This window comes from Paenibacillus sp. TY11 (assembly GCF_059772165.1).
The window spans coordinates 199,829-215,761 of sequence record NZ_JCBAIQ010000008.1 but is presented as its reverse complement, the minus strand read 5'-3'; the positions used below and the strand labels follow the sequence as shown (position 1 = coordinate 215,761).

15 protein-coding genes are annotated in these 15,933 nt (G+C 47.3%); 2 read left to right on the top strand and 13 right to left on the bottom strand.

Going from position 1 to position 15,933, the window contains the following annotated elements; all coding sequences use genetic code 11:
- Window positions 1-21 precede the first annotated feature (21 nt).
- The 7 genes from AC6EJC_RS11445 to AC6EJC_RS11415 all read right to left on the bottom strand — a co-directional run bounded on the left by AC6EJC_RS11445 (window position 22) and on the right by AC6EJC_RS11415 (window position 4,116).
- Entirely contained in the window at window positions 22-585 is a 564-nt protein-coding gene (locus AC6EJC_RS11445) for a cob(I)yrinic acid a,c-diamide adenosyltransferase (protein ID WP_444954067.1), read from the bottom strand.
- Window positions 586-603: 18 nt separating this feature from the next.
- Window positions 604-1,173 (bottom strand): hypothetical protein, encoded by a 570-nt coding sequence (locus AC6EJC_RS11440; protein WP_444954066.1) that lies wholly within the window; start codon window positions 1,171-1,173, stop codon window positions 604-606.
- A gap of 101 nt (window positions 1,174-1,274) precedes the next feature.
- Window positions 1,275-1,481 (bottom strand): aspartyl-phosphate phosphatase Spo0E family protein, encoded by a 207-nt coding sequence (locus tag AC6EJC_RS11435; RefSeq protein WP_025723314.1) that lies wholly within the window; start codon window positions 1,479-1,481, stop codon window positions 1,275-1,277.
- Between the two features lie 112 nt (window positions 1,482-1,593).
- Entirely contained in the window at window positions 1,594-2,805 is a 1,212-nt protein-coding gene (locus AC6EJC_RS11430; RefSeq protein ID WP_444954105.1) for an aminotransferase class I/II-fold pyridoxal phosphate-dependent enzyme, read from the bottom strand.
- 12 nt (window positions 2,806-2,817) lie between these two features.
- On the bottom strand, window positions 2,818-3,318 hold the full coding sequence (locus AC6EJC_RS11425; protein WP_444954065.1) for an Lrp/AsnC family transcriptional regulator: 501 nt from the start codon (window positions 3,316-3,318) through the stop codon (window positions 2,818-2,820).
- Between the two features lie 142 nt (window positions 3,319-3,460).
- The gene (locus tag AC6EJC_RS11420) at window positions 3,461-3,847 is read right to left on the bottom strand and encodes a spore coat protein (RefSeq protein ID WP_444954064.1); all 387 of its coding nucleotides are present in this window, start codon (window positions 3,845-3,847) and stop codon (window positions 3,461-3,463) included.
- 32 nt (window positions 3,848-3,879) lie between these two features.
- Window positions 3,880-4,116, bottom strand: coding sequence for a hypothetical protein (locus tag AC6EJC_RS11415; protein ID WP_025682365.1), 237 nt, complete (start codon window positions 4,114-4,116; stop codon window positions 3,880-3,882).
- A gap of 161 nt (window positions 4,117-4,277) precedes the next feature.
- Between AC6EJC_RS11415 and AC6EJC_RS11410 the strand changes: the two genes are divergently transcribed.
- On the top strand, window positions 4,278-5,516 hold the full coding sequence (locus AC6EJC_RS11410) for an NAD(P)/FAD-dependent oxidoreductase (protein ID WP_444954063.1): 1,239 nt from the start codon (window positions 4,278-4,280) through the stop codon (window positions 5,514-5,516).
- Window positions 5,517-5,591: 75 nt separating this feature from the next.
- Here AC6EJC_RS11410 and AC6EJC_RS11405 read toward each other — a convergent pair whose 3' ends face one another.
- The 4 genes from AC6EJC_RS11405 to AC6EJC_RS11390 all read right to left on the bottom strand — a co-directional run bounded on the left by AC6EJC_RS11405 (window position 5,592) and on the right by AC6EJC_RS11390 (window position 10,571).
- Window positions 5,592-6,845, bottom strand: a complete 1,254-nt coding sequence (locus AC6EJC_RS11405) for an MFS transporter (RefSeq protein WP_444954062.1) — start codon at window positions 6,843-6,845, stop codon at window positions 5,592-5,594.
- Between the two features lie 116 nt (window positions 6,846-6,961).
- Complete coding sequence (locus AC6EJC_RS11400; protein ID WP_444954061.1) at window positions 6,962-7,675, bottom strand: hypothetical protein; 714 nt, start codon at window positions 7,673-7,675, stop codon at window positions 6,962-6,964.
- Between the two features lie 54 nt (window positions 7,676-7,729).
- Window positions 7,730-8,143 carry a DUF350 domain-containing protein gene (locus AC6EJC_RS11395; RefSeq protein WP_444954104.1) on the bottom strand — a complete coding sequence of 138 codons (414 nt, stop codon included), beginning with the start codon at window positions 8,141-8,143 and terminating at the stop codon, window positions 7,730-7,732.
- 58 nt (window positions 8,144-8,201) lie between these two features.
- A complete protein-coding gene (locus tag AC6EJC_RS11390) occupies window positions 8,202-10,571 on the bottom strand; it encodes an endonuclease MutS2 (protein WP_444954060.1) in 2,370 nt (789 codons plus the stop codon).
- A 152-nt stretch (window positions 10,572-10,723) separates the two neighbouring features.
- On the opposite strand from AC6EJC_RS11390, the gene AC6EJC_RS11385 reads away from it, so the two are divergent.
- A complete protein-coding gene (locus AC6EJC_RS11385; protein ID WP_444954059.1) occupies window positions 10,724-11,083 on the top strand; it encodes a phage holin family protein in 360 nt (119 codons plus the stop codon).
- Window positions 11,084-11,234: 151 nt separating this feature from the next.
- Here AC6EJC_RS11385 and AC6EJC_RS11380 read toward each other — a convergent pair whose 3' ends face one another.
- Window positions 11,235-13,259 (bottom strand): cell division protein ZapA, encoded by a 2,025-nt coding sequence (locus AC6EJC_RS11380; protein WP_444954058.1) that lies wholly within the window; start codon window positions 13,257-13,259, stop codon window positions 11,235-11,237.
- A 208-nt stretch (window positions 13,260-13,467) separates the two neighbouring features.
- Complete coding sequence (gene pheT / locus AC6EJC_RS11375; RefSeq protein ID WP_444954057.1) at window positions 13,468-15,915, bottom strand: phenylalanine--tRNA ligase subunit beta; 2,448 nt, start codon at window positions 15,913-15,915, stop codon at window positions 13,468-13,470.
- Window positions 15,916-15,933 lie beyond the last annotated feature (18 nt).

The window sequence follows — 15,933 nt, the reverse complement described above, 5'->3', positions numbered from 1 at the left end:
CACAAATTCCCGGTTGCCTCCTTATTTGCGAAACACTTTTTTGCTGCGCACATATTCGACATCGGGTACACCCTGACGCACATTCGCTGTGCGGGCCACAACAAAGAAATAATCGGAAAGGCGGTTCAAATACCGACGTACCGCAGGATTAATGTCTGTATGCTTACCTAGTGTAACAGCACGGCGTTCTGCGCGTCGGCAAACCGTACGGCAAACATGAAGCGTAGAGGATAATGTGCTGCCACCCGGTATAATAAAACGCTCCACCTTCGGATTTTCCTCCTGACATGCATCAATCCAGCCTTCCAGCCGCTCTGCCAGCTCGTCTTTCACCTTATATTTGCTTTCACTAATTTTAACAAACGCCAAATCCGAACCACAATCAAACAGCTCCTGCTGTATTTCCTCCAATTGAATTCGAATATCCGCAAACTTTTCCCCTTCGGCAAAGCTGATCGCTTGTCCTACAAAGCAGTTCAGCTCGTCAATTGTACCGTATGCCTCCACACGGTCATCATCTTTGGACACTCGACCACCGATTACTGAAGTTTGTCCTTCATCACCTGTTCTGGTATAAATACCCATATTAGTCCATCCCCCTTATCATTCCGTAAGTGCTTTCAGCACCTTGATGGCTTCTTCCTTATTGCTTGTACGTGGCGGTACGGTAGCAAATAATATTTTTGAGTTATATTTTAAATCCTTAAACATCTTCATCTGCTCCACCGGAATTCCGAACAAATGAGTTTCCTTGATCACATCTGTTCCTTCTTCCCCCTGCTCCTTCTTCTTAAATACGCCGCCCTCGAACACACCCCGGGCATACGTCTTCTTGTCAAAAGCATCATCTAACGGCAGATTCGATCCATTCTGTCCATACAACTTCATATCCTCTTCAGGCAAAAGAAACAGATCATGCTCCCCGGCCGCATATTCAACGACCAGTTTCTGCTGGTTATACAGCGGGCTGACTGAAATCTCGATAGTCGGAGCTTGTTCGCCCAGCTTATCCTTAAGCTTTTGTGCCAGCTCGTCACGAATGACTGAAGCATCCCCTTTATCCATAATAAAAATCGAGAAGCTGTCCTTGTCCCGCCCCCCACATCCGGCCAAAAGTACAAGTGCCAGCATTCCGATGATCCATGGCGATAGCCTTTTTAGCCCTGCTCTCATATGTACGCCCCCTCTTCCATGCCACTAATATATCATAAGTTGTGAACGCAAAAAAAGAAGGCCTTGCGGCCTTCTTCCTACCTTCGGCTGACTTCACACGGTTACACCTTGCATTCCGTACCATACAGCTTCATGTATTCATTGATTTTCAAATCGAGCTTGCAACTGATCTCGATGACAAGATCAGAGGTGAAGGACTGCTCTTCCTGAAACGTCCGCATCATCTCATTGCGCAGGAACAATATTTCATCTTCCAGGGAAATGTCGTATCCTATTGAACTCGATGAATTATATCCAACATATGACATGAGCATTCCTCCTGAAGTTAAAAAATTGAACTTCCTGCTTCCGATTTCAAATTATAGCATATAAATTTAGAAATAAAAGACTATTTTTTATGAATTACCCATAAAAAAATTTTTAACCTTCTTTTTTTACTTTTTCTACAAAATGACCGATTCGATCCAGTGCTTCCGTCAGCTGAGCGACCGAAGTTGCGTATGAGCAGCGAAGGTAGCCTTCGCCTCCCAAACCAAACACATTACCCGGTACAGCCGCAACTTTGGCCTCTGCCAAAAGACGCTGTGCAAATTTATCCGAGCTGAGTCCCGTGCTTTGAATACTGGGGAATACGTAAAAAGCCCCTCTTGGCTCGTGGCATTCCAGGCCGATTTCTCGGAACCCCTCAACCATCAGACGGCGACGCTGATTATAGGCCTCTACCATACGATCTTTCTCACTCAAACCATTCCGCAAGCCCTCCAGCGCCGCAACTTGCCCCATAGAAGGCGCACACATTACGGTGTACTGATGGATTTTGAGCATAGCAGCAATCAGATCAGGATGCCCGCATGTATATCCAATACGCCAGCCTGTCATGGCGAAGGCTTTGGAAAAACCACTGACGAGAATCGTACGATCCATCATACCCGGCATAGCAGCAAAACTGACATGCTTCTCTCCATAATTCAATTCAGCATAAATTTCATCAGAAATGACGATCAAATCGTGCTTTTCCACGACTTCCGCAATCGGAAGCCAATCTTCATAAGTCATAGTAGCCCCAGTTGGATTGCTCGGATAGCATAAAATCAACACCTTGGATTTAGGTGTAATTTTTGCCTCCAGCGCTTCAGCCGTCAGCTTAAATTCATCCTTGGCAAACGTTTCAATACCTACCGGAATCCCGCCTCCAATCGAAGTGATTGGAGAATATGAAATGTAGCACGGCTCGGGCACGAGAATTTCGTCGCCAGGTACAATTAACGCGCGCAAAGCAAGATCAATCGCCTCGCTACCCCCAACTGTTACGATAATCTCATTTTTAGGATCATAACGGACTTCAAATTGCTCATTCAGATAATCACTAATCGCTTCACGCAGTTCTGGCGTTCCCGCATTAGACGTATAGCTGGTAAAACCTCGCTCCAATGAATAGACGCAGGCTTCCCGCATATGCCAAGGGGTTGTAAAATCCGGTTCCCCTACCCCAAGGGTAATAATATCCTTGTTGCCACCCACCAAGTCAAAAAACTTACGAATGCCCGAAGATGGGATCTCGCGCACCAACGGGGACAAATAGGAACTCATGGCTTTGTTACTGTCGGTAAATGCTTCTGTTTTGAGATTCATCATGATCTTCCTTTACGGCGAAATCATCAGACGATTATCTTCCTGATGATCCTCAAAGATAATTCCGTCCTGCTTGTATTTTTTAAGCGTAAAATTAGTCTTGGTGGACAAGACCGAGTCAATAGGCGACAGTTTCTCCGACACAAAATTAGCGACCTCACGGAGGTTGCGGCCTTCAACTTCCACCAGCAAGTCGTATGCCCCGGACATGAGGTAAACCGATTTAACTTGCGGATACAAATAAATCCGTTCTGCAATACCTTCAAATCCTCTTCCACGCTCGGGTGTAATCTGTACTTCGATCAAAGCGGTAACTTTTTCATCGTCGACTTTATCCCAATTGACTACGGCGGCGTACTTAACGATTACATGTTGGTCTTCGAGCTCTTTAATTGAGGTGCGTACATCCTGCTCGTCAACCCCCAGCAAAGTAGCCAACAAAGTCGGTGTTCTTCTTGCATCTTCTTTTAACAATTCCAGCACTTTTAATTTCAAATCATTCAGCTCTGTCATTCTACATAAGGCCTCCATCAAAGAGATTACTATACATCATACAATACGCTCTTTAAACCTGCAAAGAAAAACCGTCCGCCCCGGGAAACCCGGCAGACGGACGGCTGTTATGGGAAATGGCTTCAAAAACGGAGTATCCCGTTTACATATAATAAGGGTTGTTTTGGTGAATAGGCTGGCCTTGCTGATGCATAGGTTGACCGTATACTCCTGCTGATGACGACTTTTGCTGAATGAACTGTTGGCATTCCTGTTGGGTCTTGCGAGCTTCTTGAATCTGTTTGTCCAAATCGATGCGCAGTGCCTTAGACGGAGTGGAGTACATATTGTTCTGACTCATCAGACGATACAAATCACCTTGCAGACGTAACGTGTCGTTCGTAAGGTCAGTGAACATCTGACGCACAGACGGACAATTGGATTCTGTTGTCGCCGTTGTGTACTCGCGCACTGTACGTTTCATATCAGCAAGAATGGTATAGAGCAAATCTTCTTCGGGCATAAATGACATATTGTTCTGTGAATACATCCTGTCATACCTCCTTTATGGTTAATGCATGATTACTGCTGCGGTTGCATAGGAGCAAGCTGTTGGTGCTGTTGGAGAGCATTTGAAAGCAAGTTCAGGTGGTGCTCATGAGTTCTAGCGAGTTGCAAACAGGCTTGTTGAATAGCAGGCTGCTGGACGGATGCTGCTGTCGCCGCACATTGCTTGAGTAGCAATTTTTCATTGGAAATGGAGTCTGCGATATACTCCAATTCTTTACCAGTCAAAGGTTGCATGTTCGTAGATTGCATGGTCTGTGCCTCCTTAAATGTTTTGTTGCACGTTGGTTAGCTTGTCCGTTTGACGGAATTATATGTAGATGTGGAAGCGGCGGAGTTTAATCGAAACTTAATTAATGAAAATACGATGTACACATGAAATATTATATATAGCTTAATAGGGGTGTTTGGTTATGGAATTAATTAGTGGGAATACGTTTTGGCCTAGTACCTTGGAGCAGACGCTGGATTTTCCGCCACTAGCAGAAGATTTGACTTGTGACGTACTTATTGTCGGGGGTGGAATGGGTGGAGCGCTCTGTGCCCGGCTGTTGGGAGAACGGCAGGTTAATACGGTAGTCATTGATAAGCGCAAGCTGGCACATGGAAGTTCTTCGGCGAATCCCGGATTGCTGCAATATAGCAATGATAAAACGCTGACTTCTTTTATCAATACCTTCGGCGAGGCTAATGCAGTGTTGTTTTACCGTATGTGCAAGGATGCTCTGGATCAGTTGGAAAAGCTGGCTGCCACGTTGGACATAAACCCTTCCTTTACCCGGCGCAGCAGCCTGTACTATGCAAGTACCCTCGCGGATGTTCCAATGCTTCAAAAAGAGTTCGAACAATTAACACGCTTTGGATTCCCGGTGGAATACTGGGATGAGCAACAGGTGGCTGCCCGTTTTCCTTTTCGCAAACCCGCAGCACTGTATACGCATGAAGATGCGGAAGTGAATCCTTTTTGTTTTGTGCAGGGGCTGTTGCAAACCGCCAGCCGCCTTGGTGTAAGCTTATATGAGCATACCGAAGCGAAGCATTTTGAATTTGGTGAACAGGAGGTTGTTTGTCATACCAGCGGTGGAACCATCCGGGCGAAAAAAGTCATTTTTGCAACAGGCTATGAAACACAGGAGATTAAAACGGATCGCGGAGCCGTACTGGAAAGTTCTTATGCTATCGTCACAAATCCAGTCGTAGATACACCCTTGTGGCATGAGCAGTGTCTGATCTGGGAAACCGCACGGCCCTATTTGTACATCCGCTCAACACAGGAAGGACGTATCATTATCGGTGGTTTCGATGAACCTGTACTGGACTCGAAGCAGCGTGAAATCAGATTGCTACACCAACAGAAGAAGCTGCTTCAAGCGTTACAGGAGCTTTTTCCCAATGTACCATTCAAAATTGATTACGCATGGGCAGCCATCTTCGGTTCCACCCATGACGGGTTGCCGTATATTGGTCCACATCCGCGTTTTCCGAACTGCTACTTCTTGGAGGGCTACGGAGGAAATGGGTCGGTTACCAATATGATGGCCGCACAACTGTTGGCTGATGAACTGACGGGCACACACCGACCTGAATTGGAGCTTTATTCATTGACTCGTACTACCAAACCCTCCCCCGAAACAACGGAACCGTTAGTTTAACATATGAAACGCAAAAAAACCTCCTTTCCACATATAAGTGAGTCTGGAGGTTTTTTAAAAAATTGTATTTTCAGACTATTCGGTTTGCTTGTGCCAGCGTTGTGCATGGGAATGAGACTTACTCTGCTTGGTCTTTTGCTCCATTTTTAGCACACTTCGCATAAAAAACCATCCGATCACTGGCATCAATGCAAGTCCAATCAACAACCAGATCATCGCAGTAGGAGCCTTGCTAATACTTAGAACACCCAAGAAAATTAGTGTTCCGGTCAACCGGCCTACCATTAAGCATAGTTCGCGCAGTACAACCAGTTCCACTCTCTGATTGGCATCTCCTTCACTCGTGCCCATTAGATCAAAGCTCGCAGAGATCATGGGAATTAAATACAAGGGCATGAATAAAGCGGTGCCGATCCCCATAATTAGTAGCGTGCTATACTCCATACGCCACAATAACGGTAAAAGCGCGATCACCAACAGCACGGCACCCAAAAGCATACCAACCGAGCGATAGTGTGGCTTGAGCCATTTTCCGACAGCCCAAAAGCTGAAAAATGAAACCGCCGACGTAATAAGTGAAAACTGCGCCAGCTTCCATTCCTGTTGAGTAACTACATATACGAGCAGCGTAATCAGGAAGGCAAAAACCCCTTCACGGATGCCCTGTGCAACAAGCGATAACGACAGCGGACGCCACATACTCCCTTTTTGCGACAATCGCTGCTTGGGCTCCTTCCAATTGTAACTTCCTGTCGGCTTACGCTTGCGTAGAAAGAAACTTAGCACCACTCCCACGACATAAAATGCCAAGGAAATACTGAATATCACGCGATAACCCGCGTCATCCTCCATACGAGCAATAATCCAACCGGACAGCCAAGGTCCCACAATACCAGAAAACGAGCCTAGCAAGCCCACCCATCCATTAAAATGATCGCGGCTTACCTGATCCGTGACTTCGAAAAAAATCACATTAAACGCCAGCCAGAATAAACCTAATGCTGCACCCAACAACATCCCAAGCGGCCATATGTAGTTCACAGCCTGCGGTCCTGTATATAATACGATCAGATAAAATAGGCCGGACAACGCCGTCCCCACGCGCAGGGCATTCATTTTGTTATGTTCCTTGACCCACTTTCCAGCCACGCAGACCATAATTCCCAACGCAATTTGTTGACTGACATTAAACCAACCGATCATCGCGTAATCCTGCCTGCTTTTCCACAAATACACGTTAAGAAATGTGCCTGACAATGCTGCCGCAAACACAAACAATCCATTCAAGCTTAATAGCAGAATGGATTGTCCGTTCAGGTTTGATTTCAATGCAGTTCCCCCTAACCGAAAAATCACCAATCAGCTTATTACAAGCCAGCTTGTTTCAAGATTTCTTCGATTTAAGATGCCCGTATTGAGCTTGGGTCTATCCGGGGAATTGATATTTAATTGTTGGAAATACCGCTGAGCTTCTCCAGCATCCGCACTCGGTCATTCTCTGACAGAGTCTGCTGAACATGGAAACAGCTAGGACACACATAAACATTTAAGACGAACGGCAAATCCAGAACAGGTTTGCCGAGTGCTGGAGACATCGACGGTTCAAAGCCTTCTCTGGTTACAGTTTGCGAACCCGCATGCAGCATGTATTCACCACATTGGGCACATTCAAGAACTTCATCTTGTCTGTCGAGTATTTGTTCAGCGCCTTGTTCATAAGCCATCAGGTCCGCACCGCTTTCTTCGAATTTTTGCAAAGTATGCAGCACTGGCAGTTTATGAAGCTCATTATCCTGCAACAACGGTGCATCAGCCGGTTTTTCAACTACGACTTCATCCTCTGCCTCATATAAAATATCCTGCTCCTCATCATCGCCGAGCTGAATACTCAATGTACGATAGCCCTTTAGGTCTTCTTTTCCATGAGAGTGGAGCGCCGGGGCTACAGAAGCCGTATGATCATGTTTCACATCTTCATGTCCATGCTCGGCCGTATGTCTGTGAACAGGTGAAGAAACAGACTCAGACTCATCTTCATCATCGGTTATGTCTGAGTACCCTTTCAGATCATTATGGCAATAAGGACACTCTTCTTCAGGTCCTAATTCTTCATCCCAAATAATTTCCATGTTACACCATGGACAAATAGTCATTTCCAAGCTTTATCATCCTTCCGTTCCAAGCGTATACCAAGCTCTAGTATACAGGATGTGTCAAGTTAAACTGGCACCTATCACATAAGATAACGATATTGAAATAATCATGGAGAACAAGCCGACAGCACGGTTATCCTCTTTAATCTCTTGATCGATAGAAAATACCGGTGTCAGAAACTCAAAAAGAAAGTACGCCGCAAGTAGCAGTAAAAAGCCAACGAACGACCAAATCATCGTATCATACACGCTGGATTTGGTTTCCATCGCAAAGCGGAGCACGTTGCAAATACCGAACATTTTCCCTCCCGTAGCCATGGCTACCGAAACATTGCCGCGCTTGATCTCTTCCCAGCATTTATAGCGGGTTACCAGCTCAAAGCACGACAAAAATACAATTAGCTCCAGCACCGCCACCGAGAAATAACCCAGCATCATCCCCAACGGATGTGACAGCAATTCATCAATCGCCATCTTCACTTCGTCCCTCCCGTTCTACAAAGCATTCCCGGGCAAAGCCGGCAACCCATTGCTATTCCAATTCAGCAACCGTTACGCCCGTACCGCCTTCATTGTAATTACCGATACGGTAGCTTTTCACATGCTTATGCTTGCGAAGGTACTCCTGAATACCGGTTCTCAGGACCCCCGTACCTTTGCCATGAATAATGTGTACCTGACCCAGATTGGCCAGAAACGCTTCATCCATGAAGCGATCCACTTCCATCAGCGCTTCCTCCACGTTTGCCCCCCGAAGATCAAGTTCACTTCGCACGTTATCATCCCGTGTCCGCTTAAGGCCAGTCACTGGTTTTTGGACTCTTGGAGTAGTCGTTTGGGCAGGTTGCAGCAGTTCCAGATCATCCAGACTGACCTTCATCTTCATAATCCCCAGTTGAACCACAGCTTCCTTGTTACCGGACAGTTCAACCACGTGGCCTTTTTTATTCAGACTGTGAACCGATACTTCATCGCCAGCCATGATAGAACGAGTACGTGTAGTGGCCGAACGCTTAACCGTACTTTTCTTGCGTTGCTTCGGTTCAGCTTCATCCAGTTCTCTGCGAGCTGCAATCAGCTTGTGCTCCTTAACCGAGGCTCCTTCTTCCTGAGCCAATTTACGCAAATCAGTAATGATTTTCTCTGCTTCACTACGAGCCTTATCCACGAGAACTCTTGCTTCGTCCTCAGCTTTTTCCAGCATACGGTCCCGTTGTGACTCCAGCTTATCCAGCTCTGTCTGATGACGGCTACGCAATGCTTCCATTTCCTTACGCAGCTGCTCGGCTTTTTCCCGTTCTTGCTCAGCTGTTAAACGGTTCTGCTCCAGTGACGCGATCATGTGCTCGACGCGCTGGTCTTCTTCCGTTACTTCACCACGGGCATAGTCTAAAATACGCCCTGGTAAACCCAATCGCTCAGCAATGGCAAAAGCGTTACTTCGTCCGGGTACACCGACCAGAAGGCGGTAAGTCGGGCTTAAAGTAGCGACATCAAACTCCATGCTTGCATTAATAATCCCTTTGCGCTCATAGGCATACGCCTTCAATTCACTATAGTGAGTTGTCGCAACCATACGGCAACCCATGGCATGTATATGCTCCAAAATGGCCACAGCCAGAGCCGAACCTTCCGCTGGATCCGTTCCTGCCCCCACTTCGTCAAGCAATACAAGACTTTTAGGCGTCATATTTTTCAGGATGCTAATAATATTGGTCATGTGACTGGAAAATGTACTCAAGTTTTGCTCAATGCTCTGCTCGTCACCAATATCGGCATAGATTGCATCAAATACGCACAGCTGGCTTTCATCCTCAACAGGTACAAACAGTCCAGACATCGCCATCAAACTAAGCAGGCCAATGGTTTTCAGGGTAACGGTTTTTCCCCCTGTGTTCGGTCCGGTAACGATAATGGAGGTGTATGAATTGCCCAGCTCCACATCAATGGGAACGACCTGCTCCAACGGAATTAGAGGATGTCTGCCCTTTTTCAGCTTCAAGTACCCGCGGTCATTCATTAAAGGCAAGGTTGCCTTCATTTCACGCGCGAGACGCGCTTTCGCAAAAATAAAATCAAGATTGCCTAAAATGTCCACATCATACAGCAACATATCCGCTTGTTCTGCGACAAGTGCGGTCAGCTTTTGTAAAATGACTTCAATTTCACGCTCTTCTCTCAGCCTTGTTTCTCTCAGCTTGTTGTTCATGGCTACGATGGATTCAGGCTCGATAAACAATGTTGCACCGGACCCGGATTGATCATGCACAATTCCGCCAAAATAAGAACGGTATTCGGCCTTGACCGGGATCACAAACCGATCTCCACGAATCGTAATCAACTGATCTTGAAGCATTTTGGATACGGTTGAGGAACGAATCATGGAATCCAACTTTTCACGAATACGCACTTCACCCGAGCGCAGCTCCCGACGGATTTGTGAAAGCTCTGTACTGGCAGAATCCAGCACCTCTGCATTTTCGTCAATACAGCCTTTAATCGAGTTTTCCAAACTTCTTTGCTCCGAAAGCTGCTCACTCCAATACAGCAATGTTTCGACAGGATTTTCCTCATGCAAACTTGCCACGTATACCTGTATACGGCGTGCAGCCTGAACCGTTGTCCGAATGCCAAGCAACTCCTGCGGACTTAACGTTCCGCCAATACGGGCACGCTTCACCGCCGGAGTGATATCCACTACTCCGTTAAATGAAGGCACTCCTTTAAGCCGATCAGCAGCATAGGCCTCATCCGTGCCTTTCAGCATTTTCTTGATATGCTCCAAATCATCGCTGGGCTGTAGTCGAAGGGCTGTCTGTTGTCCCGTTGCTGTTTGGGCATAGTGACTTAGTTTATTTAGAATTTTTTGATATTCAAGGGTTTTGAAAATTTTAGAGTCCAACTTCACTACTCCTTTCACTTATATCTATATTATACCGAAAGCAGCAAACTTACGCTATTTGCCAACTCTGTTTTACACATAAGAAAGCTCTTCATGCCACACACTAACCTTTGTCTAACCCTGTAAATTCAAAAAACAAAGGAGGTTATTCCGTGAGCATTCTCGGGCACATTGTACGTTTCATCGTTGCCGCTCTGGTTCTGATGGTCGTAAGCTGGATCGTTCCCGGATTTAGTGTAGGCGGCTTTTGGAGCGCGCTGATCCTTGCCATTGTCATTGCCTTGATTGGTTACATTATCGAGGCGGTGTTCGGCCGACGCGTTTCTCCATTTGGGCGCGGTATCGTAGGTTTTATAGTGAGCGCTCTGGTTATCTGGATCGCTCAATATGTCGTGACCAATGTTAGTGTTTCCGTTCTGGGCGCATTGCTCGCTGCATTGGTTATCGGAATTATCGACCTGTTCATTCCGGTATCGACACCATTTGAAGCCGGGCGCAAGGGCGGGAATTAATTTCGGTAGATACTTCCGGCAAAGCTGTCCCGAAGCAGATTTCGTCTGCCAAAGGACAGCTTTTTGTCATATACCCTTCTAAGTGGATACAATAAACAAACAATCCCCGGCGATGAGCAGCCGGGGATTGCCTTACATTTATAATCCGTATCTACTGATCCTGTTCGATAAGTTCAATCCATTCATTGTACTCCGTTTGAAGCTTGGTGTATTCTTCCTGTAATTGACGTAATTCCGTTGAAATTTTCTCCGTATTTTCCCGGTCTACGTCCTGTTGTACTTGTAAAAGACGAAGCTGATGCGCCGCCATTTCATATTTTTGCCCCACTTCATCCAATTCAGACTGCAAGGCCATCCGTTCCTGCTCTATGGACTGCTGTTCAGCTTTCGCCGTTTTGGCAGCTTCAACCGCAAAACGAATCTCCTCCTGAAGCTGTTCCTTTTGTTCAACCGTTACCGCTATTTCCCGTTCCCAAGATGCAAATTCTTCCTTACGGGCAGCATCTTCAGCTTCCAGACGTTCCGCTTCAGCCTTCAACTGATCGTATTTAAGCTGCCATTCCAGAGATTCTTCCTCAGCACGTTTCAGTTCACTTCGTCGTTCATGGACTTCCTGTTGGAGTTGCTTGATATTTTGCTCTAGCTGTCCAGCTCGGCTCTTCATGCTTCCATATTGCTCCTGAAGCGATTGATACGCCTTCGCTCCCTCTTGCTCTCGGACTTTGGCTTTCTCAAGCTCGTCCTGAACGCGAATCAGCTCAGGTGAAAGCTCCTTGATTCTCGCTTCGAGTTGAACTAGACGTTGCTGTTGTGAAGCAAATTTATCATTAACAGCTTCAACCTCAGCCACAGCATGCTGTAATTGCTCCTGCATTGCTTCCTTCTGTTCACGCGCTTCCAGCAGGGAAAGCTCCAGCTCATCGACTGCCAGTTGGCATTCTTCTGCAAGCTTCTTCCACGACTTCTCGCTTTCAGCCAGCGTAGCCAGCTCACTTTGCAGCTTGCGAGAAGATACATGAGCTTGCTCCAGCAGCTTCTGCATCCGACGCTGTTCTTCCTCCAGCTTAGCCGCCTGCTGCTGCGTAGCCTTGGCTTCAGCCGCCAATTGATCATATCGGCTTTGCAGTTCTTCACGCGCAAGCGTATCTGCCTGCTCTCGCTCTATTGCGGCCTGTCGCTGTGCCTCCAGCACAGACTCTAGCTCGGACTGTTGTTGCTTCAATGCTCTAACTTGCTCTTGAGCCTCTCCCAGACGAGAAGAAAGCTCTGCACTGCCTGCCTGTACTTGTTCTAATTGCTCCTGAAGCTCCTCGACCCGAATCTCCTGCTCCAGCGCAGCTTCCTCGGCTCGTTTCTGTGCTTCCTGATGCTGGAGCTTTTCTTCATTCAGCGCCATTTCAGCCTGTTTACGTTCCTGCTCCAGCTGCTCATTCAGCCCGGAGCACTTGGTCTGCCATTCGCTTATCTTCTGGTTATGCTCTTGCTGCAAAGCAGATCGCAGCTTGTCCAGCTCTATGCGCTTTCGCTCCTGATGAGCCTTCTCCGCAGCCGACAGCTTGGCTTCAGCCTGCTTAGCCGCTTCAGCTATTTCCTTCTTCATCTGCTCTTCTGTCTGCCGGATACGGGCATTAGCCGCCTCCTGCTGCTCTTTCAGCTTACGAGAAGCTTCTTGACGAGACTCCTCCAATTCACGTTTAGCTTGTTTTTGTTCATTTTCAAGTTCAGCCGCTTTTTTCTCCTGCTGTGCCAGCTTTGCCCTCAATTCGGCAATCTCCTTGGCTGATACAGATTCGATTTCCATCAGTTTCTTCTGCGTCGTTTCCTTCTCTTCCTTCAATTGAATAAGAGATTGATGCATATCTGTATTTTTCTGCTGCTGTTCTCCCAGGGCTGTCTGGAGTTGCGCCAGATCTCCCCGGAGCTCCGCCCGTTCCGCGGCTAAGCGGTTCATATGGCTCTGAATTTCCTGGATTTGTACAGCTTCTTCTGCCATATGAACTGCAGCCAGCACGGCAATTCGGGGCATATCCAGACGCGAATGAGCTTGAGAAATGCTGTGCATACGTTCATCCACGTAATTGGCAACCTGCTTCATATAATCGGTATTGCTGCCGACAAGTTTATAAGAAGTACCGTAGATCTCTACAGTGACGCGAGTACGATCTGGTGTAGTCACAATTATGCCCTCCTTCAATACTACTGTATGTTGATTCTAAGATGTATCCGGTACTATGGTAACCCGCCTTCCGTGAAGCGTTCAACCTTATTAGTCCGGCTTCCCCGCAGCGGGTAAATATCAGAGTAGAGAGCTTCTATGATGATAGGCCAAAAAGCCGTATCGAACCTCTGTCACTAAGATTCGATACGGCTTCCCGCATTTCCTGCTACTTTCTCAATTCCGCTCCAAAAGTTTGTTCCAGAGACGTAACGACAGGAGAATGCGCCGCATTGATCTCTTCATCCGTCAGCGTATGCTCCCAATGACGATAGGTCAGGGAAATAGCCACGCTCTTCTTGTCTTCACCAAGCTTGCTGCCTGTAAATACATCAAACACCCGTGCATCCTGCAACAGTTCTCCGCCTGCAGCGTGAATAACACGAAGCAGTTCACCTGCCTCAACGTCTTTATCCACCACGAGGGCAATGTCACGTTCCACGGACGGGAATCGAGCCAGCTCTCTGAACTGAATATGAGGGTTTGCGTGTTCAACGACCTGTTGCAACGCAATTTCCGCTACATACGTATCGTTGAGACCATAAGATTGTTGCAGCTCCGGATGAATCTGCCCAATGGTACCGATCCGTTGGGAGTTTCCATTCACATCCAGCCATACCGAAGCGGAACGGCCCGGGTGGTAGCTTTGCGGTTGGTCAGCCACATAACGAATGCTGGCACTCAATCCGAAATAGTCAAACACCGTTTCAAGCGCACCTTTAATATCAAAGAAATCAACCTTTTCAGCACCAATGTTCCATTGTTTTTCACGGCGTACCCCAGTCAGCAGCAGACTAAGCACTTGAATTTCTTGCGGCTGGCGGGTTAATGTTTGTTCCTCTGTATAAAATACAGTTCCCATCTCAAAAATCGCCAGATTGTCTTGCTTGCGATTCATGTTATACACCGCTGTATCCAGCATCTGCGGAATGATACTCGTACGCAAAACGCTACGGTCTTCGCTCATAGGCATGGCCAAACGTACCGGATGGCTACCTTCTGTCAGGGCATTAAACAACCCCGTACTTTGCGGATGTACAAAAGAGTAACTGATCGTCTCCTGCCAGCCACCATGAGCCAGCAATCTGCGCAGGGAGCGGCGCAATGATTGCGATGCCGTCAAAGCCCCTGGAGTTGTAGGACCTTCAATCGGCGTGGTCGGAATATTGTCGTAACCATACAGACGAGCCACCTCTTCGATTAAGTCCACGTCAATGGTAATATCTCCACGGCGTGTAGGTACTTGAACTTCCAGTACCCCTTGTTCTGCGTCGCCACATCCGAAATGAAGTCTACCAAAAATCGTTTTGACCTCAAGCAGTGACAGTTCTGTTCCCAAATATCGGTTTATTTTATCTAGCGACAGCTTGATAAGGCGATTTTCAGCTTTTGCAGAAGCAGATTCTACGATGCCCTGGTGTACAGTCCCCCCTGCATAACGCTGAATCAGCGCAGCTGCACGATTCACAGCAGGCACAACAGCGCCTGGATCAACCTCTTTTTCAAAACGCAGACTTGCTTCTGAACGCAGTCCAAGTTGACGGGACGTTTTGCGAACTGTACCACCGTCAAACTTCGCAGATTCCAGCGCAATGCTGACCGTCGCATCTGTAACCTCGGAATTGGCTCCACCCATCACACCTGCCAGTGCAATTGGCTTCACGCCGTCTGTAATCAGCAGCATATGTGGCTCCAGCTTGCGCTCTTGATCGTCAAGTGTAATCAATGTTTCGCCTGCATGAGCGAGCCGAACTTCAATATTTCCATTTTCCAGCTTATCCGCATCAAAAGCATGCAACGGCTGACCATATTCCAGCATGACATAGTTCGTAATATCTACGATGTTGTTGATTGGACGAACACCTGCCGCCATCAGACGGTTTTGAATCCATAGCGGGGAAGTCCCCACTTTTACACCTGTGATATAACGGGCCGCATAGTGCGTACACAGTTCAGGAGTATCTACCTTCACGGATAGATGATCTGCCGCTGCATCGCTAATTTCCACCAGATCCTTAGCCGGGTCAGCCAGTGAAATGTCACGTCCCAAAATCGCACTCACCTCATAAGCTGCTCCGTGCATGCTCAGGCAATCCGAACGGTTGGGTGTCAGATCAAAATCCAGCACCTGATCATCCAGCGCCAGCAGCTTAGTAATTGGCGTACCAATTTCAGTATCCTCTGGCAGCACCAGAATACCTTCTTGCAATTCTTTTGGCAGCAGCTTGTCATTCATGCCCAGTTCTTTGGCCGAGCAGATCATGCCCATGGACACAACACCACGTAGCTTGGCCTTTTTAATGTGGAAATCTCCCGGCAACTTTGCACCTACAACTGCAACAGGAACCTTTTGACCTGCGTCCACGTTTTTGGCACCACACACGATTTGCAGATCTTCCTCCTGACCTGCATCAACAATACACACATTCAGCTTATCCGCATCAGGATGCTTTTCCTTGCTTTTAACATAGCCGACAACGACGCCAGTAATCCCTTGATTGCGCTGCTCGACCTCATCAATTTCTATGCCCGAACGGGTGATTTTCTCTGCCAGATCCTCCGCACTCACCTGATCCAGCGATACATACTCGGACAGCCACTCGAATGATACTTTCATATGGGTTCACTTCCCTTG